A 23,021-nucleotide genomic window follows, 5' to 3' on the forward strand; every position below is an offset into this window, starting at 1 on the left:
CTGGGTGATCTTGGGACCCGCGGCACGGCGTCGCCGGCGGGGCAGGTAAGGTCAGGGGGCATCGTTGGTACATTTCCCCCAGGAGGCTTCCGCGTGGAGGTCCAGGAGACGCGGGTTCAGACGGATCGCGTCCTCACCATCCCGAATATCCTGAGCATGGCTCGCCTCCTCGGCGTGCCGTTGTTCCTGTGGCTGATCCTGTGGCCGGTATTCGGCGGCCCGGAGGCCGATGGCTGGGCGCTGCTGGTCCTCGCGCTGAGCGGTGTGAGTGACTATCTGGACGGCAAGCTCGCCCGGCGCTGGAACCAGATCAGCAGCCTGGGCCGGATCCTCGACCCGGCCGCCGACCGCCTCTACATCCTCTCCACCCTCGTCGGTCTGACCTGGCGCGAGATCCTGCCGGTCTGGCTGACCGCGGCGCTGCTGGCACGGGAAGTGATGCTGCTGATCGCGGTCGGATTCCTCGGACGCCACGGTTACGGGCCGCCCCAGGTGAACTTCCTGGGGAAAGCGGCTACGTTCAACTTGATGTACGCCTTCCCGTTGCTCCTCCTGAGCAGCGGAAGCGGCTGGCTTCACACACTTGCTGCCGTCTTCGGATGGGCGTTCGCAGGATGGGGTACGGCGCTCTACTGGTGGGCAGGAGTCCTCTACGTGGTCCAGGTCCGCCGGCTCATCAAAGCGGACACCACGGCCGACTGAGCTTTCCGGACCGGCAGCTGGTGCCAAGGCCCGGCGCCCGTACGCGATAACAGGAACAGTGGGCGAGCTGGACAAGTGAAGTCGGCAAGACCGTCGTCTCTTAGAGGAGGACGCTTCCGACATGAAGGCCGTTGTGATGGCCGGTGGCGAAGGAACACGCCTTCGCCCCATGACGTCCAGCATGCCCAAGCCTCTGCTTCCGGTCGTCAATAGGCCGATCATGGAGCATGTGCTCAGGCTGCTGAAGCGGCATGGTCTCAACGAGACCGTCGTGACCGTGCAATTCCTTGCCTCCCTCGTCAAGAACTATTTCGGCGACGGAGAAGAGCTCGGAATGGAGCTCACCTACGCCAATGAGGAAAAGCCGCTGGGCACCGCGGGCAGCGTGAAGAACGCCGAGGAGGCCCTCAAGGACGATGCCTTCCTCGTCATCTCCGGTGATGCCCTCACCGACTTCGATCTCACGGATCTGATCAGGTTCCACAAGGAAAAGGGCGCCCTTGTCACCGTCTGCCTGACGCGGGTCCCCAATCCGCTGGAGTTCGGCATCACCATCGTCGACGAGGCCGGCAAGGTCGAGCGCTTCCTGGAAAAGCCCACCTGGGGTCAGGTCTTCTCGGACACCGTCAACACCGGCATCTACGTCATGGAGCCGGAGGTCTTCGACTATTTCGAGCCCGATGTGCCGGTCGACTGGTCGGGGGATGTCTTTCCGCAGCTCATGAAGGAAGGCAAGCCGATCTACGGCTATATCGCCGAGGGCTACTGGGAAGACGTCGGGACGCACGAGAGCTATGTGAAGGCCCAGGCCGATGTGCTCGAAGGCAAGGTCGATGTGGAAATCGACGGATTCGAGATCTCGCCGGGAGTATGGGTCGCGGAGGGCGCCGAGGTTCACCCCGACGCGGTGCTGCGCGGCCCGCTGTACATCGGCGACTACGCCAAGATCGAAGCCGGGGTGGAGCTGCGGGAGCACACCGTCGTTGGCTCCAATGTCGTCGTCAAAAGCGGTGCGTTCCTGCACCGGGCCGTCGTGCACGACAACGTCTACATCGGCCAGCAGAGCAATCTGCGCGGCTGCGTGATCGGCAAGAACACCGACATCATGCGGGCCTCCCGGATCGAGGACGGCGCCGTCATCGGTGATGAATGCCTGATCGGTGAAGAATCGATCGTCCAGGGGAATGTGCGGGTCTATCCGTTCAAGACCATCGAGGCCGGCGCGTTCGTCAATACCTCGGTGATCTGGGAGTCCCGCGGCCAGGCGCATCTGTTCGGTGCCCGCGGGGTGTCCGGGATCCTCAATGTCGAGATCACCCCGGAACTCGCGGTGCGGCTCGCGGGTGCGTACGCCACCACCCTCAAGAAGGGCTCCACGGTCACCACCGCGCGCGACCACTCCCGTGGTGCCCGGGCGCTCAAACGCGCCGTGATCTCCGCGCTTCAGACCAGTGCCATCGACGTACGGGACCTGGAGAACGTCCCGCTGCCCGTCGCCCGCCAGCAGACCGCGCGGGGCAGCGCCGGCGGAATCATGATCCGTACGACGCCCGGGGTGCCGGACTCCGTGGACATCATGTTCTTCGACGAGCGGGGCGCCGACCTCTCACAGGCCAAGCAGCGCAAGCTCGACCGGGTCTTCGCCCGCCAGGAGTACCGTCGCGCCTTCCCCGGCGAGATCGGTGACTTGATCTTCCCGGCCAGCGTCTTCGACTCCTACACCGGATCCCTGCTGCGGGCCGTGGACACCACGGGCATCGGCGAGTCCGGGCTGAAGGTCGTCGTGGACGCCTCCAACGGCAGCGCGGGTCTGGTCCTGCCCAGTCTTCTCGGACGGCTCGGCGTCGACTCCCTGACCATCAACCCCGGGCTGCACGAGTCCCGGCCGACCGAGACCGCCGACGCCCGGCGTGCCGGGCTCGTCCGGCTCGGCGAGATCGTGGCCTCGGCGCGCGCTGCCTTCGGCGTGCGCTTCGACCCCGTCGGCGAGCGGCTCTCCCTCGTGGACGAGCGCGGCCGGATCATCGAGGACGACCGCGCGCTGCTGGTCATGCTGGATCTGGTCGCGGCCGAGCGGCGTTCCGGCCGGGTGGCGCTGCCGGTGACCACCACCCGCATCGCCGAGCAGGTGGCCGCGTATCACGGGACGCAGGTGGAATGGACGACCACCTCACCCGACGACATGACCCGGGTGGGCCGCGCCGACGGCACGGTCTTCGGCGGGGACGGCATGGGCGGCTTCATCATTCCGGAGTTCAGCAGCGTCTTCGACGGCGCGGCCGCGTTCGTCCGGCTGATCGGCCTGGTCGCCCGCACCCAGCTCACGCTCAGCCAGATCGACGCACGGATCCCGCGGGCGCATGTCCAGCGCCGCGACCTGGCTACTCCGTGGGCGGTCAAGGGCCTGGTCATGCGGCATGTGGTCGAGGCCGCCGGCGACCGGGACGTGGACACCACCGACGGCGTACGGGTAGTGGAGGCCGATGGCCGCTGGGTTCTGGTGCTGCCGGACCCCGCGGAGGCGGTTACGCACCTGTGGGCGGAAGGGCCCGATGACACCTCCGCTCAGCAGCTGCTCGACGAGTGGTCCGCCGTAGTGGACAGCGCAGGACGCTGACCGGAGTCCCACCGGCGGGCCGTGAATCGGCACGCCGGTGGGGCCATTGGGAGACCGCGCGGCCGACGTGCGACGATGTGCGGCATGTCGCAGCAGCGCCCCGATCGGAGCAACCCGAACACGCCGGCCGCGCGCCCCGATGCGTCCATGTCGCTGCTGACCAACGTGATGGATCACAGTCTCGACGACGGATACGCCGAGGCCGCCGCACGGAAGTCCGAGACCGGGGTGCGGGGACTGCCGCGGACCCTGCGGGCGAAGATGGGCCTCGCGGCCGGTTTGGTGCTGGCCGCGCTCGTGGTGACCGTAGGGGCGGCGCAGGCGCGGATATCAGCACCGACGCTCGCCAAGGAGCGCGAGGAACTGATCAACCGCATCCAGAAGGGCACCGGCGAGGCGGACCGGCAGCAGAAGCGGGTCGACGCGCTCCGGGACGATGTCAGCAGAATGCAGCGCGAGGCGCTGAAGAAGCACGGCGGCGACAAGGCCGAGCTGCTGGCCCTGCTGTCCGGCTCGACGCAGGTCGCCGGACCCGGCGTGAAGCTCGTCGTGGACGATGCGAAGGGCGCGGCGTCCAGCGGCGGCGGTCCGCGTGAGAGCAGTGGTTTTTCGGACACCGGGCGGGTACGCGACAGAGATATGCAACGCGTGGTCAACGGCCTGTGGGCGTCCGGTGCGGAGGCCATCTCCGTCAATGGGCAGCGGCTTACGTCACTCTCGGCGATCAGAGCCGCGGGAGACGCCATACTGGTCGACAACAAGCCACTGGCGCCGCCTTATACGGTGCTGGCGGTGGGGGACGGGCAGCGGCTGAGCACCGCGTTCCAGGACAGCGCCGACGGTCAGTACCTGCATGTGCTTCAGGAGAACTACGGCGTGCGCACGAGGATTTCCGCTGAGAACGAGATCACGCTGCCGCCCGCGCCCAGCTTGATCGTACGTACCGCAAAGCCGCAGGCCGGTGCCGCCGAGGCGGACGGTGCCGACACAGGGAAGGGCACATCGTGATCGCCGTATTGGGCCTCATCGTGGGAGTCGTGGTCGGGCTTGTCGTCCGACCCGTGGTGCCGACGGTGGTCGAGCCCTACTTGCCGATCGCTGTCGTCGCGGCGCTGGATGCCGTGTTCGGCGGTCTGCGCGCCATGCTGGACGGCATCTTCGACGACAAGGTCTTCGTGGTCTCCTTCCTGTCGAACGTCGTCGTCGCCGCCCTGATCGTCTTCCTCGGCGACAAGTTGGGCGTGGGTGCCCAACTTTCCACCGGCGTCGTCGTGGTGCTCGGTATCCGGATCTTCTCCAACGCGGCCGCGATCCGCCGGCACGTCTTCAGGGCGTGAGGCGGATGACCGCGGACGAGACGCCGGAGCCGGAGAAGACCCCGGAGCGGGAAAAGAAGCCGGGCCCGGAGCAGAAGCCTGAGCCCGTGGAGAAGGCGGAGCGGTCGGAGCCGGACCAGGACCGCGGGACGGCCGGCCGTCGGCCGATGCCGCCCGAGAGCCGGAAGACTCCCGAGCCGGCGGAGTCCGGTGACGAAGCCGAAGCTCAAGAACCGGACAGTGCTGGACAGAAGCAGGGCAAAGGGGCAGACTCCTCGACTCCGGACGTCGTTGCCGAGGACGGCGGGAGCGCGGAACGCCCGAAGACCGGTCGGGAGCGGCTGGTGGCAAGCCTGTGGCCGCCGCGGCTGACCCGGGCTCAACTGATCGTTGCGCTGCTCCTGTTCATCCTCGGTCTCGGCCTGGCGATTCAGGTACGTTCCACAAGTGACAGCAGTGCGCTGCGAGGTGCGCGCCAGGAGGACTTGGTGCGCATTCTGGACGAGCTGGACAATCGCTCCCAGCGATTGACGGACGAACAGCGGCGCCTGGAAGGGCAGAAGACCGAGCTGGCGAACAGCTCGGACCAGGCCGAGGAGGCCCGTAAGCAGACCGTGGAGAAGGAACAGCAGCTGGGCGTGCTGGCCGGGACCGTCGCGGCGCAAGGGCCCGGCATCAACCTGACCATCGACGACCCGACGCACTCCGTCGAGGCGGACAAGCTGCTGGACACCATCCAGGAGCTGCGGGCGGCCGGCGCGGAGGCCATCCAGGTCAACGATGTCCGGGTCGTCGCGGACAGCTATCTCTCGGACGTCCGGGGTGGCGTGCAGATCGATGGCAAGCGCGTCATGCAGCCGTTCCGCTTCAAGGTCATCGGCAAGCCGGAGGACTTGGAGCCGGCGCTGAACATCCCCGGCGGAGTGGTGCAGACGCTGGAAAAGGAGCAGGCCAAGGTGTCTGTGACCCGTGAGAGGAAGATCATTGTGGACGCCTTGCGTCAGGCGAAGCGGCCTGACTACGCTCGGTTGTCATCTCAGTGAGGCGTGCACGTATGTCGAGTGCCCGGGAAGGGCATGAGGTAGCGGGGGGTCGACGCACCGTGCGTGTGGTGTGTGGTGGAAACTGTCTGAAGGCCACGGACGTTCACAGGATGTCCGGATGGGTCGGTGTGTGCATCGAGGGTTCGTCCTGCCCCACGGGCGGGTCTATTTCGTTCAAGGGGAATCGCCCGTGAAGTTGTTTGGAAAGCTGTTCGGCAAGAGCGCACGCCAGGAGGGCGGCAGCGGCTCCGCGCGACACCGCGCTCCGCGCCAGCCCGACGAGAGCGGTGCGGCCGAGGACCGTCCGCTCTTCCGTGATGAGGTCAGCGGTCCGTCCGGGGGGTACGGCGCGGGTTCTGTTGACCCCTCCGGTGCCGGCCGCATAGGTTCCCAGGAACCATCAGCCGCACACACGGGTGGAGGGTCGGCCTTGCCGGTTTGTACGAGGTGTGGGAACCAGAACGCCGAGGCGAGCCGGTTCTGCTCCAACTGTGGTGCGCCGCTGCGTGCGGGGGCCCAGCCCGAGCGGGCGTCGGAGACGACGTCGACCATCTCCATTTCGGGGCTGGAGGCCTACGACTCGGAGACCACGGGCCAGAATCTGGCGCCGTCATTGTCCCCCGAGGCCCAGGCGGCCGTGGATGCTCTCCCGTTGGGGTCGGCGCTGCTGGTTGTCCGCCGGGGACCGAATGCGGGCAGCCGCTTCCTGCTGGACAGCGAGCTGACCACCGCAGGCCGGCATCCGCAGGGCGACATCTTCCTCGACGATGTGACGGTCTCGCGCCGTCATGTGGAATTCCGTCGCGGCCCGGACGGTCTCTTCACGGTCGCCGACGTGGGCAGCCTGAACGGCACCTACGTCAACCGTGAGCGGATCGACTCCGTTGCCCTCGCCACCGGCGACGAGGTCCAGATCGGCAAGTTCCGCCTGGTCTTCTACGCGAGCCAGCGAGGCGCCGGTATCTGACCGGCCGGGGAAGGCATATGCGCGATACACCGAAAGGCGGCGCCGGTTCTGCCGGTGCCGCCTCCTCGGACGGTAAGCCGGTGAGCATCGGTACGGTGCTCACCCTGCTGCACGAGGAGTTTCCCGAGGTCACCATCTCCAAGATTCGCTTCCTGGAGGCCGAGGGACTGGTAGAGCCGAAGCGCACGCCTTCCGGATACCGGAAATTCACGCAGGCGGACGTCCAGCGGCTGGCCGCCGTCCTGCGGATGCAGCGGGACCACTATCTGCCGCTGAAGGTCATCCGGGAGCATCTGGATGCCCTGGAGCGCGGTGAGCAGGTACCGCTGCCGGCCCCGGCGGCGCCCTCCCGGGATCTGGTCGAGGGCGTGCCCGACCCGGGTACGGAGCGTCCCACGGCTGCCCGGATCGGCCGGGCCGAGCTGCTGGCCGCCGCGGAGGTGGACGAGGCGGCGCTCGCCGACTGGGAGTCGTACGGACTCATCGTCCCCCATGACGACGGCGGATACGACATCGAGGCCGTCACGGTGGCCAAACTTGTCGCGGACCTGGGCCGTTTCGGTCTGGAGCCGCGGCATCTGCGCGCGGTGAAGGCGGCGGCCGAGCGCGAGGCGGGCCTGGTCGAGCAGGTCGTTGCACCCCTTCGGCGGCACCGTAACCCGCAGACCAGGGCGCATGCCGAAGCCACCGCCAGGGAGCTGGCAACGCTGTCCGTACGGCTGCATGCGGCCCTGGTGCAGAGCGCTCTGCGGGTCCGGCTGTAGCGAGCAAACGAGTGCCCGACTACCCAAACCTGCCGGGCACGTCCTAGGGTTGCTGTGTGAACGAGCTCGACGTCGTGGGTGTCCGGGTGGAAATGCCTTCCAGCCAACCGATCGTGCTCCTGCGGGAGGTGGGAGGCGACCGATACTTGCCCATTTGGATCGGGCCAGGGGAGGCCACCGCCATCGCCTTCGCCCAGCAGGGCATGGTCCCTGCCAGGCCGCTGACGCATGACCTGTTCAAGGACGTGCTCGAAGCGGTGGGCCAGGAGCTGACGCAGGTCCGCATCACGGATCTGCGCGAGGGGGTTTTCTATGCCGAACTTGTCTTCGCGAGCGGGGTCGAGGTCAGTGCGCGCCCGTCGGACGCCATAGCGCTGGCCTTGCGCACCGGAACGCCGATCTTCGGTACCGACGGTGTGCTGGACGACGCGGGGATCGCCATCCCGGACGAGCAGGAGGACGAGGTGGAGAAGTTCCGCGAGTTCCTCGACCAGATCTCGCCCGAGGACTTCGGGACCAACAGCCAGTAATATCCGGCCAGGCGAACTGCCTGTTTCCGGTCAAACAGTCAGCCCTTCCCCCTGCGGGGTCACGAGAAACCACTCGTAGGGTGATTATCACTCGGCGTGGCGAGCGCGGCGATCGTTGACGCACCCCGAGTGACTGCATACCGTCGATGTGGCAGGTCCCGTCCGGGACGTGGAGGACGGAGGGCGGCGTGGCAATCACCGGCGACGGTATGGCGGCGGAAGGGGCGTTGCCGCTCCACGCGGGCGCAGCAGCGAACCCTGCCCCGGCACCGGCCGCGGCGGTGTCGGGGGACTGCGAGGCGCAGAACATCGGCTATCGCGGCCCGACCGCCTGTGCGGCAGCGGGCATCACTTACCGGCAGCTCGACTACTGGGCGCGTACGGGCCTGGTGGAGCCGAGCATCCGGCCGGCCTATGGCTCCGGCACCCAGCGGCTCTACAGCTTCCGGGACGTCGTGGTCCTGAAGATCGTCAAGCGGCTGCTGGACACCGGGGTGTCGCTCCAGAACATCCGCACCGCCGTCCAGCATCTGCGCTCGCGCGGGCTGGCGGATCTGACGCGGATGACGCTGATGAGCGATGGCGCGACGGTCTACGAGTGCACCTCGCCCGACCAGGTCGTGGACCTGCTCCAGGGCGGCCAGGGCGTCTTCGGGATCGCCGTGGGCGTGGTGTGGCGGGACGTGGAGGGCGCGCTGTCACAGCTCCACGGGGAGCGGGTGGACACCGGCGAGACGCTGGTCGGGAAGAACCCGCACGACGAGCTGGCGCGGCGGCGCAACCGGGCGGGCTGAGGCCCCGGCGGAGCGCGCGGCCCGGCATCGGGCCGATTGTCAGTGGCATGGGGCAGCATCGGAGATGTGAGACCCGCCCCGACGATCCTGCATCTGGACATGGATGCGTTCTTCGCGGCCGCCGAGCAGGCGGCCAAGCCGAGCCTGCGCGGCAAGCCCGTGGTCGTCGGCGGGATCGGGCCGCGCGGTGTGGTCGCCACGGCGTCGTACGAAGCCCGGATCTTCGGGGTCCGTTCGGCGATGCCGACGGCGCAGGCGCGTCGGCTGTGTCCCAATGCCGCCTATCTCAGTCCTCGCTTCACGCTCTACCGCCAAGTGAGTGATGTGGTGATGGAGCTGCTGCATGCGTTGTCGCCGCTGGTGGAGCCGCTGAGCCTGGACGAGGCGTTCGTCGACCTGGAGGCGGGCGGGGTGCCGGCCGAGACGGCGGCCGTCCGTGCTGTGGGGGAGCAGCTGCGGCGGGACATCCGGTCGGCGACGGGTCTGACGGGCTCAGTGGGGCTGGCCGGGGCCAAGTTGCTCGCGAAGATTGCGTCCGAGGCGGCCAAGCCGAACGGGCTGGTGGTGATCGAGCCGGGTACCGAGCGGGAGCTGCTGGGCCCGATGACGGTGCGGACGCTGCCCGGGGTGGGCCCCGCGACGGCCGAGACGCTGCGGCGGGCCGGGATCCACACCGTCGCGGAGACCGCGGAGGCCGGTGAGGCCGAGCTGGTGCGGCTGCTGGGCAAGGCACACGGCGCGGGGCTGTATGCGATGGCGCTGGGGCAGGACGACCGGCCCGTGGTGGCCGAGCGGGACGCGAAATCCATCTCCGTCGAGGACACCTTCGAGGTCGATCTGACCGACCGGACGCGGGTGCGGAACGAGGTGCTGCGGCTGGCGGACCGCTGCGTACAGCGGCTGCGAGCGGCCGGGCGCTCCGGGCGCACGGTGGTCATCAAGGTGCGGAACTACGACTTCTCGACGCTGACCCGTTCCGAGACGCTCCGGGGGCCCACCGACGACCCGGCGGTGATACGGGAAGCCGCTGTGCGCCTGCTGGAGACGGTGGACACCACCGGCGGGGTGCGGCTGCTGGGTGTGGGTGTCAGCGGGCTGGCGGACTTCACACAGGAGGATCTGTTCGCCCAGCTGGCCACGGAGCGGGAGGCGGCGGAGGCGGCGACCGCGGCGGCGGTGGAGCGGGCCGCCGGGGAGCGGGAGCCGCTGGAGGCCGAGGAGGAGCGGCCGCGGCGCTGGCATCCGGGGCTGGACGTGGTCCACGACGAGTACGGCGCGGGCTGGGTGCAGGGCAGCGGGGTGGGGAGAGTGACCGTGCGCTTCGAAACGCCATGGTCCGCACCGGGGAGGGTGCGGACCTTTGCTGTCGAGGACCCGGCGCTGCGGCCGGGGGAGCCCCTGCCGCTGGTGGGCGGGGCGCCGGCCGGTGGTCAGTCGTCCGAGCCGGCGATCTTGCCGAAGTTCTTGTCGCCGGAGCCGGGGGACACCGGGTCGGTCGGGGAAGAAATATCCAGGCGGTAGTGGTGATAGAGCTGAAGTTCCTGCTCAGGGGATAGATGGCGGCCCACGCCGAAGTCCGGCGCGTCCTTGATCAGCTTGCGGTCGTAAGGAATGTGCAGGCCCTCACCGACCATTTTGCTGGGCTCCAGGGGGACGAACGCATCCCGGCTGAAGAGTCCGGTGCGCACGGCCGCCCACTCCGGTTCCCCCGTCGCATCGTCGAGGTAGACCTCGTCGATGGTCCCTATTTTCGCGCCGTTACGGTCGAACGCTTTGCGGCCGATCAGGCTTCGGGGATCGATATCGGTTTGCACGGCCCCTCCAATTGGTCGCAACTGCCCTGTGACAACTACCAAACGGCACATTTCATGCCCTGGCCACTCGAAGGAGCCTTCGAGAGCCACGCTGGTAGGCTGGCGATTGGCCGCAGACCCCGTGCGGGAGAGTCCTTGTCGTTCGCGACCAGGGCGCCGAAGGAGCAAATCCTCCCCGGAATCTCTCAGGCACACGTACCGCATGGACGAGGTCACTCTGGAAAGCAGGGCGGGCCGCGGAAGGCATAGCGCCGGGACCCCTCCTCACCGACGGTGAAAGCCGGGCCGCCACCCGCGGGCCGGTGAAGCTCTCAGGTTGAATGACAGAGGGGGAGGCCGTCCGGGCACCCGTGCGTGGTGCCCCTCGTAGGTCGTACCGACCAGGAGGCCCCCGCAGATGACCACCAATCGCATCTCCTTGACCGAGCTGGAACGCGGCACCCCCTTCGAGCGCCGGCACATCGGTCCCGACCACGCGGCGCAGGCGAAGATGCTCGCGCACATCGGCTTCGGGTCGCTGGACGAGCTCACCGCCACCGCCGTACCCGATGTGATCAAGAGCGCCGAGGCCCTCGGCCTGCCGCAGGCCCGTACCGAGGCCGAGGTGCTCCAGGAGCTGAAGGGCCTGGCGGACCGCAACGAGGTCCTGGCGTCCATGATCGGCCTCGGCTACTACGGCACGTTCACCCCGCCGGTGATCCTGCGCAACGTCATGGAGAACCCGGCCTGGTACACGGCGTACACGCCCTACCAGCCGGAGATCTCGCAGGGCCGCCTGGAGGCGCTGCTGAACTTCCAGACGATGGTCGCCGACCTGACCGGACTGCCCACCTCCGGTGCTTCGCTGCTGGACGAGGGCACCGCCGCCGCCGAGGCGATGGCGCTCTCCCGCCGGGTCGGCAAGGTCAAGCAGGGCGTCTTCCTGGTCGACGCCGACTGTCTGCCGCAGACCATCGCCGTGATCGAGACCCGCGCGGAGCCCACCGGCGTCGAGGTCGTCGTCGCGGATCTGTCCGACGGCATTCCGGCCGAGATCGCCGAGCGCGGCGTCTTCGGTGTGCTGCTTCAGTACCCAGGTGCCTCCGGAGCGGTGCGGGACCCCCGCGCCGTCATCGAGCAGGCGCACGAGCTGGGCGCGATCGTCACCGTCGCCGCCGATCTGCTCGCCCTGACGCTGCTCATCTCGCCCGGTGAGCTCGGTGCGGACATCGCGGTCGGCACCACCCAGCGCTTCGGTGTCCCGATGGGCTTCGGCGGACCGCACGCCGGCTTCATGGCCGTCCGTGACCAGTTCGCCCGCAGCCTGCCCGGCCGTCTGGTGGGCGTCTCCGTCGACGCCGACGGCAACAAGGCCTACCGGCTGGCGCTTCAGACCCGTGAGCAGCACATCCGCCGGGAGAAGGCCACCAGCAACATCTGCACCGCGCAGGTGCTGCTCGCCGTCATGGCCGGGATGTACGCGGTCTACCACGGCCCCGAGGGCCTGCGGACCATCGCCCGGCGCACCCACCGCTACGCCGCGGTCCTCGCGGAGGGCCTGCGGGCCGGCGGGGTGGAGATCGCGCACGGCACGTACTTCGACACGCTGACAGCACGGGTGCCCGGCCGGGCCGCCGAGGTCGTCGCCGCCGCCCGCGAGGCCGGTGTCAACCTCTGGCAGGTCGACGCGGACCTGGTCGGCATCGCCTGTGACGAGACCACCGGGCGGGCGCAGCTGGCCGGCGTCTGGGGCGCCTTCGGGGTGTCCGGCGACGTCGAGCAGCTGGACGCGGCCGTTGCCGACGTGCTGCCGCAGGGGCTACTGCGCACCGACGACTACCTCGCCCACCCGGTCTTCCACGAGTACCGCTCCGAGACCGCGATGCTGCGCTACCTGCGCACCCTCGCCGACAAGGACTACGCGCTGGACCGCGGCATGATCCCGCTCGGCTCCTGCACGATGAAGCTGAACGCCACCACCGAAATGGAGCCGGTCACCTGGCCCGCCTTCGGTCAGCTGCACCCGTTCGCGCCGGCCGACCAGGCCCAGGGCTACCTCACGCTGATCCAGGAGCTGGAGGAGCGGCTGGCCACGGTCACCGGCTACGACAAGGTCTCCATCCAGCCGAACGCCGGATCACAGGGCGAGCTGGCCGGTCTGCTGGCCGTCCGCGCCTACCACCGCGCCAACGGTGACGAGCAGCGCACGGTCTGCCTGATCCCGTCCTCGGCGCACGGCACCAACGCCGCCAGCGCCGTGATGGCCGGAATGAAGGTCGTCGTCGTCAAGACCGGTGAGGACGGCGAGGTCGACACCGACGATCTGCACGCCAAGATCGAGAAGCACCGGGACGAGCTCGCGGTCCTGATGGTGACCTACCCCTCCACGCACGGCGTGTTCGAGGAGCACATCACCCAGATCTGCGCCACGGTGCACGAGGCCGGCGGTCAGGTCTACGTGGACGGCGCCAACCTCAATGCGCTGGTCGGGCTCGCCGAGCCCGGCAAGTTCGGCGGCGATGTCTCGCATCTGAACCTGCACAAGACCTTCTGCATCCCGCACGGCGGCGGTGGCCCCGGTGTCGGCCCGGTCGGCGTACGCGCCCACCTGGCGCCGTATCTGCCCAACCACCCGCTTCAGCCCACTGCGGGCCCTGAGACGGGCGTCGGGCCGATCTCCGCGGCTCCCTGGGGCTCGGCGGGCATCCTGCCGATCTCCTGGGCGTACGTCCGGCTGATGGGCGGCGACGGCCTCAAGCGCGCCACCCAGGTGGCGGTCCTCAGCGCCAACTACATCGCCAAGCGGCTGGAGCCGCACTACCCGGTGCTCTACACCGGCCCCGGCGGCCTGGTGGCGCACGAGTGCATCATCGACGTCCGGCCGCTGACCAAGGCGACCGGCGTGAGCATCGACGATGTGGCCAAGCGGCTGATCGACTACGGCTTCCACGCGCCGACGATGTCGTTCCCCGTGGCCGGCACGCTGATGATCGAGCCGACCGAGAGCGAGGACCTCGCCGAGCTGGACCGGTTCTGCGACGCGATGATCGCCATCCGCGCGGAGATCGAGAAGGTCGGCTCGGGGGAGTGGGACAAGGACGACAACCCGCTGCGCAACGCCCCGCACACCGCGGGCGCGCTCGGCGGCGACTGGGCGCACCCGTACTCCCGTGAGGAGGCCGTCTTCCCGGCCGGTGTCGCCGTCGCGGAGAAGTACTGGCCGCCGGTGCGCCGCATCGACGGTGCCTTCGGCGACCGTAACCTGGTCTGCTCCTGCCCGCCGCTGGAGGAGTACGACAACTGAGTCACGGCAGCATCAAGGGCCCTCGGCAGATCTGCCGGGGGCCCTGTGGTACGTGGCGCGCGCGGCGGGTCAGGCAGCGGCGATGACCCGGGCGCGGTGCGGCGCGATGACCTGCCCGTCGGGGAGCAGCTCACCGGTGTCCTCGAAGAGCAGGACGCCGTTGCAGAGCAGGCTCCAGCCTTGCTCCGGATGGTGCGCCACAAGGTGTGCGGCCTCCCGGTCGGTGGAGTCTGCGGACGGGCAGGGCGGTTGGTGCTGACACATGGAAGTTGTCTTTCGCTGCGGTGAAGTGAACGTCGTCGTGCGGCTCGATGAGGTGTTCATGGCCGCTCCCCCGTTTCTGTCGGTCGGTCCCAGTGTTGCCCCACGGACGGGATTCCGCAGGGATTTCGCAGCAGCGGTACTCACTCGGTAGGGACGCGTCACCCATGCGGGCGGTTGCTCCCAATTGCACTCCTCCCCAAGAGGGTTGGGAGTGGTATCCGCGGACTAGGCCGCCTGGGTGAGCACGGCAGAGCGCCCCGTGACCGGACGGGGTCGCGGGGCACGCTCGGGCGGGGCGGCGGGCGCCGGGAGCGGCACGGGAATCCGTGCCGGCGCCGGTGGATCAGGCGGGTTCGGCGAGGAGCGGGGCGGGCGTGAGCCGCAGGGTGAGCCGGGGGAGCAGATCGGCGATGCGCTGCGGACGGTGGGCGGCGATACCCGGCGGGGCGGGCGCCAGGGGGACCAGAAGGTCGCCGGGCGCGGGCAGCCCCTGGGCGCCGTCGGAGGTGAGGTCGTGATGCAGCCACAGCGTGAGCATGTACAGCTCGGGGACGGACAGCAGTCGCGGCTGGTAGGGCGTGGCGAGTGACTCGGCCTGGGCCAGTGCCTGCTCGGTCGCGGAGACGTAGGGGCCGCCGCAGAAGCGCCCGAAGGTCCAGCCGTCCGCGGTGTGCACCGCCTCGGCGGTCGCCACGGCCCGCTCCCCGCCGCGGACCAGGAAGCGCCATCCGGCCAGTCGGGTGTGCGGGGCGCCGCCGGCCCTGCTGACGTCGTCCCAGACGTGGACGGGCAGCGGGTGGTCGGGGCTGAGCGGACCCTGATGGGCGCGCAGCGCGGGGACCGGGGCCTCGCCGACCGCGGTGGGTGAGCCGAGAGCGGCGAGAACGCTGCGCAGGGCGGGCGCGGGGGCAGGGGGGAGGTGCAGCGGCATGGTGGGTCGCCTCTCACTTGGAGACACGGTGCAGCGTGGCGGGTGCAAACGACGTTGTTTGCGGCAGGGTCAGAGCGTGGCCGGCCGGGGCGGCGGCCGGGCGGGGGCAGCCGCTGAGCCCGGTGTCGGTGAGATCACCGAGACGCTGGGCGCCAAGTCTCTGCCTCGTAAGCGGAGTTTATACGACGTATGTTCTGAAAGTGTTTCGGCTACCGGCCTTGTGGATTTCCGGCAAGGTGAAATCCGGACCGCTGCGCGAGGGGCTTTTCACCGCTTTGTGCGGCGTTTTATGGATGCCACCTTGTATTGCCTTGCCGGCGTGGTAGGCCGGAACTCGTCGTTGTTTCTCGCGAGTGAAATGCCTTGGGCGAGTGCCTCGCGGATATGCCTATGGGCAGTGCCGGACGCTGCATCACTTCGAGCCTATCGGCACCGGCATGCCCCCGCCGCGTTATTGATCAGATTGCCGGGGCATCATCGACCGTAGCGCGAGCCCCGGCGGTGTCGGGGACGGCCCCAAGCGGCCCGTGGCCGCGGGCTGTTCACTCGAGGAGGGACCCTTCGATGGGGGAGAAGGTCGCCGCGGACGGGATCGACCTGGCGGACCGGGAGCGTTATCGAAGAAAGCTGCACGACTGCCTTGAGGGATTGCACAGGCTCCTGGTGGAGAAGAGGTTCGACCGGCCCAGGAATCTCATGGGCCTGGAGATCGAACTCAATCTTGCCGGCGCCGACGGGCTGCCCCGCATGATGAACTCTCAAGTACTGGAGCGCATCGCCAGCGGTGATTTCCAGACCGAACTCGCCCAGTGCAACCTTGAGGTCAACATCCTGCCGCACCGCCTGAGCGGCCGTGTGCTGGACCAGCTTGCCGAGGAACTCCGTACGGGACTCGGCTATGCCGAAAGGAAGGCTCGGGAGGTCGCCGCCAGGATCGTGATGATCGGTATTCTGCCGACGCTGCACGCCACCGACCTCACGGCCGCCAGCCTCTCCGAGAACGACCGCTACGTCCTGCTCAACGACCAGATGCGCGCCGCCCGCGGCGAGGACTTCGCCCTGGACATCCGCGGCGTCGAGCATTTGGTCTCCCGCTCGCCCTCGATCGCCCCGGAAGCCGCCTGTACGTCGGTCCAGCTGCATCTCCAGGTGACACCGGGCCGCTTCGCCGCTGTCTGGAACGCGGCACAGGCCATCGCCGCGGTACAGGTGGCGGTCGGCGCCAACTCGCCGTTCCTGTTCGGGCGTGAACTGTGGCGGGAGTCCCGGCCGCCGGTCTTCCAGCAGGCCACCGATACCCGCTCGCCCGAGCTGCAAGCCCAAGGGGTGCGCCCCCGCACCTGGTTCGGCGAGCGCTGGATCGACTCCGCCTACGACCTGTTCGAGGAGAATGTGCGGTACTTCCCGCCGCTGCTGCCGGTGTGCGGGGCCCAGGAGCCGCTGCGGATCCTCGATGAGGGCGGGGTGCCCGACCTGGCCGAACTGGTCCTGCACAACGGCACGGTCTACCGCTGGAACCGCCCCGTCTACGCGGTCGCGGACGGCGTCGCCCACCTCAGGGTCGAGAACCGGGTGCTGCCGGCCGGCCCCACCATCACGGACGTCATCGCCAACACCGCCTTCTACTACGGCCTGGTGCGGGCCCTGGCCGAGGAGCCGCGCCCCGTGTGGTCGCGGCTCCCGTTCGCCGCCGCGGCCCGCAACTTCGACACCGCCTGCCGGTACGGCATCGAGGCCGCCCTGGAGTGGCCGCGTCCCGGGCGGGCGGGCGGTACCGCCGAAATCCCGGCCGTACGGCTCATACGCAAGGAGCTGCTGCCGCTGGCGGCCCGTGGGCTGGACGCCTGGGGGGTGGAACCGGCCGACCGGGACCACTATCTCGGCATCATCGACGAGCGCTGCCGGCGCCGGGTGAACGGGGCGTCCTGGCAGGCCGCGGCCTTCCACCACGCTCGGCGCCAGGGCCTGGACCGGGACGCCGCGCTCGCCGCGATGACCCGGCGCTACAGCGAGCTGATGCACACCGGGACGCCGGTGCACACCTGGCCGGTCGCCTGGCCGGTCGCCGCGCGTACGGCCGTACCGGGAGCACGGCAGGCGGCGACGGAAGGGGCGTAGGGCCTGCCGTCAAAGTCTGGCCCGGCTGGGGCCGTGAGCCGCTCAGCGGGGGACGTTGCTGCCCGCCGCCATGATGGCCTGGAGCATCACCTGGTGGATCTGCGACGGGTCGCTGACGCGGTGCGTCGAGCCGCCGGTCGGCGCCACGATGCGCTGGAGGGCGGAGGTGTCGGCCCCCGGGCCGATCGCGAGGGCGATCAGCGGCACCGGCCGCTTCGGGTCGGAGAGCTTCTCCAGCTTGTCCACCAGCGCGTCGAGGCCGATGCCGTGGGCGTCTTCGTTGGCGCCGTCGGTGAGGATGACCAGCGCGTTGAACTTCCCGCTCGCATAGGTCGAGCGGGCCTTCTCGTACGCGGCGAGCGTGGTGTCGTACAGGCCGGTGGCGCCCTGGGGTTCCGGGGCCAGCGCGCCGAAGGCGTCGGTGAGCGCTTCGCGGTGGGTGCTGCCGTTCTTGTCCCGGCCGCCGAGCCGTGCGGTGGGGGAGAGCTCCGCATAGTCCTTGTCGCCGTCCAGTGAGGTGGCGAACTTCCACAGCCCGATCTCGTCCTCGGAGGTGAACGTGGTCAGCGCCTGGAGGAGGGAATTCTTGGCGAGGTCCATACGGGACCGGCCGCTGTGCCCCGGAACCGGGGCGCCCATGGACGCCGAGGCGTCGACGACGGCGGAGAGCCGGGCGCTTTGCACCGTGATCGTCCACATGCCCATCAGGGCCTGGAGTTCCTTCGCCGACGGCGGTTCGGCGGGGGCGGCGGAGTACGGCTGGGGGGCGCGCCCGCCGGCCGCTTTGACCACCTTCGCTTCCGCCTCCCCGGTGGGGGCACGGAAGCCGAGCCGCTGGAGCGCACGCTGTCCGGCGGGCTCGCTCAGCAGGGTCAGGAAGCGGTTGGCGGCGCGGGAGCGTTCCGGATCCGTCTCGCTGTTGTCGACCAGCGTGTAGGGGTAGTCGAGCCGGGCCGTGCCGTCCTCGGGGTAGAGCAGGTCCAGATCCGGCCCGCCGTCCGCGCGTGTGTTGTGGGCGAAGGCGGCCTGCTCGGACAGCAGCAGCGCCTGGTTGCGGCGCGGATTGCTCTGCTCGGCACTGGAGCCGTCGCGGGGCAGGGTGGCCATGGCCTGCCCGTCGCCGTCCGTGGCGCGCTGGTTGAGCAGCCGCGCGGTGGCGGCGGTGCGGGTGTCCGCCGTGACGCGATCCGGTGCCTGCTTGGTGTGGGCGGCGCTGATGCGGGCCAGGGAGAGCAGTCCGGTGGCGCTGCGGGACGGGTCGGCGACGCCCAGGTGCAGCGCGTCGCAGGATGCCGTGGCCCGGGTCAGTTCCGTCCAGGTGTAGGTCTTCTCGGGCCAGCCCAGCGACTTGGCGGCCCGGGGAACGGCGCCCAGCGCGAGCGGGGACGAGGCGATGATGCCGGCGGTGGTCAGCGGAGTGCCGCGTTCCGCGCCGACCCGGTCCACCCAGAGGCTTGAATCCGGTATCCAGACCTGGAATTCGGGATCGACCGGCCGCTGTCCGAAGGCGTCGGCGATCTCGTGGGCGGACCGCGAGGTGACTCTGACGTCCAGACATCTGCCGTCGGTACGCGTCGCCTCCTCCCGCGCCGACTTGGCCACCGCTTTGACCGCCGGGGCGATATCGGGCGAGGCGGCCACATCGAGCCGGGTCACATCGCCGCCGCAGGGCCCGCCGAACGGGAGCAGACCGCTGTCGAGCGCCACTACGGTGCCGGCGGCGACGGTCAGCACGAGGCCGGTGGCGAGGACGAGCGCGCGGGGACGGGCACCTCGGCGGGCCCCCGTGCGCGCCGTTGTGGAGTCGTCGGGCAAGCTGTGTCGTCCCATTGCGGTAGCGCCTCTCCTTCTCGGAGCTCGACCGGGATGCGCCGGTAGGGGAAAACGCGCCATCGGGATGGCGCCCGTCCCCGGCCTGTCGTGCGCGATCTTCGTAGCTGCTGCCGAGACCCTAGCGGGGCGGTACCGGCGACGAGGCGGTAAATGCGGAAGCGGAGGAAGTGTGCAGTCGGATACAAGTCCCGTGGCCGATGCGGACGTTCCAGGTCAAGGGCCTGGTGATGGGCTCGTCGCGGAGCCGTCCCGCAGCATTCTGCGGAGCGAGACCTGGATCGTGCTGGCCCTTTCCCTGGGGGCCAGCGGGGTATCGGCGCTGATCAGCTTCATTGGTTCGGTGACCAAGCCCGGTGGTCTCAAGGATCAGGCGGCGACGCTCAACGGCTCCCATGCGCCCGGCCGACCCTGGCTGGATCTTGCCTGGCAGCTGTTCGGTATCGCGAGCGCACTGGTACCCGTGGTGCTGGTGGCGCATCTGTTGCTGCGGGAGAGGGCCGGCGGCCTGCGCGTGATCGGCTTCGACCGGCGGCGGCCCGGCTTCGATCTGAGCCGCGGTGTCGTGCTGGCGGCCGTCATCGGCGGCAGCGGTGTGCTGCTGTATCTGGGTGCGCGGGCGACCGGATTCAATCTGACGGTGGTCCCCGAGGCGCTGCCCGACGTCTGGTGGAAGATCCCGGTGCTGATCGCCTCCGCGGTGCAGAACGCCGTCCTGGAGGAGGTCATCGTCGTCGGGTATCTGCTGCGCAGGCTGGGGCAATTGGGCTGGTCGCCGCTCGCGGCCCTCGCGGCCAGCTCGGTGCTGCGCGGTTCCTACCACCTCTACCAGGGCATCGGTGGCTTCGTCGGCAACATGGTGATGGGCGTGCTCTTCGTCCTGCTCTACCGGCGCTGGGGGCGGGTCGGCCCGCTGGTCGCCGCCCATGCGCTGATCGACATCGTGGCGTTCGTCGGCTATGCGCTGCTCGCCGGACAGGTGGGGTGGCTGCCGACGCCGTGAGGGGGCGGAGGCGCGGGGCACCGCCGGTGCCTGCCGCGCCTCCCCAGGGGCGCCGCCGGGCGGGCCGGTTCAGTCGGTGGCCAGCAGTTCCCCGTCGATCACCGTGACCGCCGAACCGGTCAGCAGCGTACGGTCGCCGCGCAGCTCGGTCCGTACGAAGCCGGTGCGGGCGGCGCCCTGGAGACCGACCAGGGAGGCACGGCCCAGGCGCGCCGACCAGTACGGTGCGAGCGCGGTGTGCGCGCTGCCCGTTACCGGGTCCTCGTCGATGCCGACCCTGGGGAAGAAGCAGCGTGAGATGAAGTCGTAGCCGCCGTCCGGGTCTTCGGCGCGGGCGGTGGTGATCACCCCGCGGCCGCTGTGCCCGGCGAGCGCCTTGAGGTCCGGGGCCAGTGCCCGTACGGACTTCTCGTCGGCCAGCTCGACCAGGAGATCGCCGACATCGGGGCCGGTGTCGTGCGCGGAGCGGATCTCGGTGCCCAGCGCGCCCGCGACCACCGGCGGTACCTCGACAGGGGTGAGCGGGGCGGTCGGGAAGTCCATGGTGATCGCGCCGCGGTCGTCGGCCGTTGTGGTCAGCACCCCGCTGCGGGTGCGGAAGCGGACCGTACCGCCGGCCGTCCCCGTGGCGTGCAGGACGTGCGCGGTGGCCAAAGTGGCATGCCCGCACATGTTCACCTCGGCGGCGGGGGTGAGCCAGCGCAGCGCCCAGTCGGCGTCACCGCCCGCGGGCAGCGGATGCGCGAAGGCGGTCTCGGAGAGGTTGACCTCGGTGGCGACCCGCTGGAGCCAGGCCGTATCGGGAAAGGCGCCGGAGTCGAGGAGTACGACTCCCGCGGGGTTGCCGGCGAAGGGACGCTCACTGAAGGCGTCGACGATGCGAATCCTCATGGCCGCGAGCGTAGGCGTGCCACAAAGCCGCAGGCCAAGGCCAATCCGGGGGAACTGGCCGGGAAGCGGAGCCGCGGTGGTCGGTGTGGGTGGCGTGCCGTGTGCCCCGGAGGCGCTGACGAGACGGGGGAAGGGCCTTGCTCGACGAACAGTCCCGATATATCGTTGAAGCATCGCGACCGATCAACGATAGAGAAATGGAGGACGTCATCATGCGTTCCCAAGGACAAGAACACGGACATGAGCACCGGCATCAGCACTGCGGACCCGGGCGCCATGGCGGCCACGGCGACTTCGCGGGCGGCTGGGAGCGGCGGCGCTCGGCCTTCGGCCCGTTCGGCCCGCCGTTCGGTGGTCCGCCCTTCGGCGGTGGCCGGGGGCGCGGCGGACCGCGCGGCCGCGCGCGCCGCGGCGATGTGCGCGCCTCGATCCTGGCGCTCCTCAAGGACCGTCCGATGCACGGCTACGAAATGATCCAGGAGATCGCCGAGCGCAGCGGCGGGGCGTGGAAGCCCAGCCCCGGCTCGGTCTATCCCACGCTTCAGCTCCTGGAGGACGAGGGGCTGATCGCCAGCGCCAGTGAGGGTGGCAAGAAGCTGTTCTCGCTGACCGATGACGGGCGCACCGAGGCCGACAGCGGTTCGGACGCCCCCTGGGAGGACGCCGGCCGCGGTGTCGACTGGGAGGCGATGAACGAGATCCGCAAGGCGGGCGGCGGCCTGGTCGAGGCGTTCCGGCAGGTGTGGGCCACCGGCAGCCCCGAGCAGCGGGAGAAGGCCATGGCGGTGGTCAACAAGGCGCGCAAGGAGCTGTATCTGATCCTCGCCGAAGAGGACTGAGCGCGAGGTGTACGGAGGTAAGGGCTTCGGGGGCCGGGGTGAGGGTCGGCCCCCGAAGCGTCAGGTGACCAGGCCGGCGAGCCTGCGCAGCGACTCGTCCAGCGCGGCGCTCGCCGAGTCCTTGAGCTTGCCCGCCATCAGTGAGACCGCGGCGCCGGTGAACGTCCCGTCGATCCGTACGGCCGTCGCCCCGCCGTCCGGCGTGAGTGCGTAGCGCATCCCCAGGCTGACGCCCATCGGACCCTTGCCCTCGATGTCGAGCAGCCGGCCGGGTTCCAGTTCCCGCACGGTCCAGGCGACCTCCGCCGGGAAGCCCATCAGCTTCATGTTCTCCTCGTAGCCCGCGCCTACCTGGAGCGATTCCGGGCCGCCCTTGGGGAAGGCGGTGTGGGTGGCGTTCCACTCGCCGTAGGAGTCGAAGTCGGTGAGTCGCTCCCAGACCTTCGCGGCCGGTGCCTCGATACGGGCCTGCGCGGTGACTTCGGCCATGCGATCACCCCTTCGGTGACGATCCCTGGCTGGTGCCGCGGAACGTAGCCCCGCCGCAGTGAAGGTTCAATAGCGCGGACCGTACTTTGCTGACGGGTCGTCAGTTTTCGGATGGTGCCCGACGGTGCTGGTGAGCGGTCGTCCGTCGCTGTATGTCCGACCTCCACGATTCCCGTACATCTCCTCCGTGAGGATGAGATCGCCTGGGGGTGTGCGCAACCAGCGTGGGAGACGCAAATGCTTCCCGCCGGTGATGCTCCGGTCCGCAGCGGCTGGTGGGGTGGGTGCTGTGCAAAACCGTACTGCGTACAGTGGTGGCGACAGCCCCGCCCCGGAGGACCTTGAGACCCGGCTCACCGTAGAGCTCGCGTCGGTCATATCCGCGGCCCGCAGGCGGGCCACCCGCGATGGCGACCGGCAGGTCGACACCGCGCATCTGCTGCACGGCCTCCTGGAATCGGACCCCGCCGTACGCGCCGCCTTCGACGGCGGACCGCAGGTCGCACGGCTGCTCGGCTACCTCGTCCAGCGCAGCATCGGCTACGGACTCCAATGGCTGGGAACCGTCGAGGACTCCGGCGCGGTCCCCATGGTCGCCGAAGGTGCCGTCCCCGGATGGTCGCCGGCCGCGGCCGCTGCCCTGGACGGCGCGCTGGACCGTGCCCATGCCCGCTACGCCACCCGCGCGGGCTGCCTCGACCTGCTCGCCGCTCTGGTGGACGACCCGGAATCCCGGGCCGTCGAGGTGCTGCGCCGGGCCTCCGTCGACACCGCCCGGCTCGCCCACCGTCTCGATGGGGAGCGCCCCGGCCAGGACTGACAGGGG

At 69.7% G+C, this 23,021-nt stretch carries 21 protein-coding genes and 1 riboswitch; of the genes, 15 read left to right on the top strand and 6 right to left on the bottom strand.

What is annotated here, in order from left to right; all coding sequences use genetic code 11:
• Positions 1-93: 93 nt before the first annotated feature.
• The 10 genes from clsA (at position 94) to AC3EUV_RS21370 (ending at position 10,254) form a co-directional block, all read left to right on the top strand.
• Complete coding sequence (gene clsA / locus AC3EUV_RS21325; RefSeq protein WP_432145726.1) at positions 94-702, top strand: cardiolipin synthase ClsA; 609 nt, start codon at positions 94-96, stop codon at positions 700-702.
• Positions 703-823: 121 nt separating this feature from the next.
• Positions 824-3,319 carry a sugar phosphate nucleotidyltransferase gene (locus AC3EUV_RS21330; RefSeq protein ID WP_432145727.1) on the top strand — a complete coding sequence of 832 codons (2,496 nt, stop codon included), beginning with the start codon at positions 824-826 and terminating at the stop codon, positions 3,317-3,319.
• Between the two features lie 75 nt (positions 3,320-3,394).
• Positions 3,395-4,327, top strand: a complete 933-nt coding sequence (locus AC3EUV_RS21335) for a DUF881 domain-containing protein (protein WP_435603644.1) — start codon at positions 3,395-3,397, stop codon at positions 4,325-4,327.
• The gene (locus AC3EUV_RS21340) at positions 4,324-4,656 is read left to right on the top strand and encodes a small basic family protein (RefSeq protein WP_003984969.1); all 333 of its coding nucleotides are present in this window, start codon (positions 4,324-4,326) and stop codon (positions 4,654-4,656) included. The genes AC3EUV_RS21335 and AC3EUV_RS21340 overlap by 4 nt, the downstream gene beginning before the upstream one ends.
• Positions 4,657-4,661: 5 nt before the next feature.
• Complete coding sequence (locus AC3EUV_RS21345) at positions 4,662-5,678, top strand: DUF881 domain-containing protein (RefSeq protein WP_435603608.1); 1,017 nt, start codon at positions 4,662-4,664, stop codon at positions 5,676-5,678.
• A 118-nt stretch (positions 5,679-5,796) separates the two neighbouring features.
• Positions 5,797-6,645: an FHA domain-containing protein gene (locus AC3EUV_RS21350; RefSeq protein ID WP_327227783.1), complete on the top strand. Its 849-nt coding sequence runs from the start codon at positions 5,797-5,799 to the stop codon at positions 6,643-6,645.
• Positions 6,646-6,662: 17 nt separating this feature from the next.
• Entirely contained in the window at positions 6,663-7,409 is a 747-nt protein-coding gene (gene ftsR / locus AC3EUV_RS21355; protein WP_435603609.1) for a transcriptional regulator FtsR, read from the top strand.
• A 56-nt stretch (positions 7,410-7,465) separates the two neighbouring features.
• Positions 7,466-7,939, top strand: a complete 474-nt coding sequence (locus tag AC3EUV_RS21360; RefSeq protein WP_006606439.1) for a bifunctional nuclease family protein — start codon at positions 7,466-7,468, stop codon at positions 7,937-7,939.
• Positions 7,940-8,127: 188 nt separating this feature from the next.
• Positions 8,128-8,733 (top strand): MerR family transcriptional regulator, encoded by a 606-nt coding sequence (locus AC3EUV_RS21365; RefSeq protein WP_432145731.1) that lies wholly within the window; start codon positions 8,128-8,130, stop codon positions 8,731-8,733.
• 66 nt (positions 8,734-8,799) lie between these two features.
• The gene (locus AC3EUV_RS21370; RefSeq protein WP_435603610.1) at positions 8,800-10,254 is read left to right on the top strand and encodes a DNA polymerase IV; all 1,455 of its coding nucleotides are present in this window, start codon (positions 8,800-8,802) and stop codon (positions 10,252-10,254) included.
• On the opposite strand, the gene AC3EUV_RS21375 is transcribed toward AC3EUV_RS21370, so the two are convergent.
• Positions 10,164-10,547, bottom strand: coding sequence for a PRC-barrel domain-containing protein (locus AC3EUV_RS21375; RefSeq protein ID WP_026170300.1), 384 nt, complete (start codon positions 10,545-10,547; stop codon positions 10,164-10,166). The two genes, AC3EUV_RS21370 and AC3EUV_RS21375, sit on opposite strands and share 91 nt — an antisense overlap.
• Positions 10,548-10,661: 114 nt before the next feature.
• A riboswitch (glycine riboswitch) is annotated at positions 10,662-10,758 on the top strand.
• A gap of 186 nt (positions 10,759-10,944) precedes the next feature.
• On the opposite strand from AC3EUV_RS21375, the gene gcvP reads away from it, so the two are divergent.
• A complete protein-coding gene (gene gcvP / locus AC3EUV_RS21380) occupies positions 10,945-13,830 on the top strand; it encodes an aminomethyl-transferring glycine dehydrogenase (RefSeq protein ID WP_435603611.1) in 2,886 nt (961 codons plus the stop codon).
• Between the two features lie 69 nt (positions 13,831-13,899).
• Here the strand turns inward: gcvP and AC3EUV_RS21385 are convergent, their stop codons facing one another.
• Complete coding sequence (locus AC3EUV_RS21385; protein ID WP_042152060.1) at positions 13,900-14,094, bottom strand: DUF5999 family protein; 195 nt, start codon at positions 14,092-14,094, stop codon at positions 13,900-13,902.
• 343 nt (positions 14,095-14,437) lie between these two features.
• Positions 14,438-15,025: a hypothetical protein gene (locus AC3EUV_RS21390; protein ID WP_432145734.1), complete on the bottom strand. Its 588-nt coding sequence runs from the start codon at positions 15,023-15,025 to the stop codon at positions 14,438-14,440.
• A 564-nt stretch (positions 15,026-15,589) separates the two neighbouring features.
• On the opposite strand from AC3EUV_RS21390, the gene AC3EUV_RS21395 reads away from it, so the two are divergent.
• The gene (locus AC3EUV_RS21395) at positions 15,590-17,143 is read left to right on the top strand and encodes a glutamate-cysteine ligase family protein (RefSeq protein ID WP_435603612.1); all 1,554 of its coding nucleotides are present in this window, start codon (positions 15,590-15,592) and stop codon (positions 17,141-17,143) included.
• A gap of 42 nt (positions 17,144-17,185) precedes the next feature.
• Here the strand turns inward: AC3EUV_RS21395 and AC3EUV_RS21400 are convergent, their stop codons facing one another.
• The gene (locus AC3EUV_RS21400) at positions 17,186-18,973 is read right to left on the bottom strand and encodes a substrate-binding domain-containing protein (RefSeq protein ID WP_432145736.1); all 1,788 of its coding nucleotides are present in this window, start codon (positions 18,971-18,973) and stop codon (positions 17,186-17,188) included.
• A gap of 193 nt (positions 18,974-19,166) precedes the next feature.
• On the opposite strand from AC3EUV_RS21400, the gene AC3EUV_RS21405 reads away from it, so the two are divergent.
• Positions 19,167-19,976: a CPBP family intramembrane glutamic endopeptidase gene (locus AC3EUV_RS21405; protein WP_435603613.1), complete on the top strand. Its 810-nt coding sequence runs from the start codon at positions 19,167-19,169 to the stop codon at positions 19,974-19,976.
• 69 nt (positions 19,977-20,045) lie between these two features.
• Here AC3EUV_RS21405 and AC3EUV_RS21410 read toward each other — a convergent pair whose 3' ends face one another.
• Positions 20,046-20,867, bottom strand: a complete 822-nt coding sequence (locus AC3EUV_RS21410; RefSeq protein WP_435603614.1) for a PhzF family phenazine biosynthesis protein — start codon at positions 20,865-20,867, stop codon at positions 20,046-20,048.
• 197 nt (positions 20,868-21,064) lie between these two features.
• On the opposite strand from AC3EUV_RS21410, the gene AC3EUV_RS21415 reads away from it, so the two are divergent.
• Entirely contained in the window at positions 21,065-21,706 is a 642-nt protein-coding gene (locus AC3EUV_RS21415) for a PadR family transcriptional regulator (protein WP_435603615.1), read from the top strand.
• Between the two features lie 60 nt (positions 21,707-21,766).
• On the opposite strand, the gene AC3EUV_RS21420 is transcribed toward AC3EUV_RS21415, so the two are convergent.
• Complete coding sequence (locus tag AC3EUV_RS21420) at positions 21,767-22,195, bottom strand: type II toxin-antitoxin system Rv0910 family toxin (protein WP_432145740.1); 429 nt, start codon at positions 22,193-22,195, stop codon at positions 21,767-21,769.
• Between the two features lie 289 nt (positions 22,196-22,484).
• Between AC3EUV_RS21420 and AC3EUV_RS21425 the strand changes: the two genes are divergently transcribed.
• Positions 22,485-23,015, top strand: a complete 531-nt coding sequence (locus tag AC3EUV_RS21425) for a Clp protease N-terminal domain-containing protein (protein ID WP_432145741.1) — start codon at positions 22,485-22,487, stop codon at positions 23,013-23,015.
• Positions 23,016-23,021: the final 6 nt, after the last annotated feature.

This window comes from Streptomyces sp. bgisy130 (genome assembly GCF_057708345.1).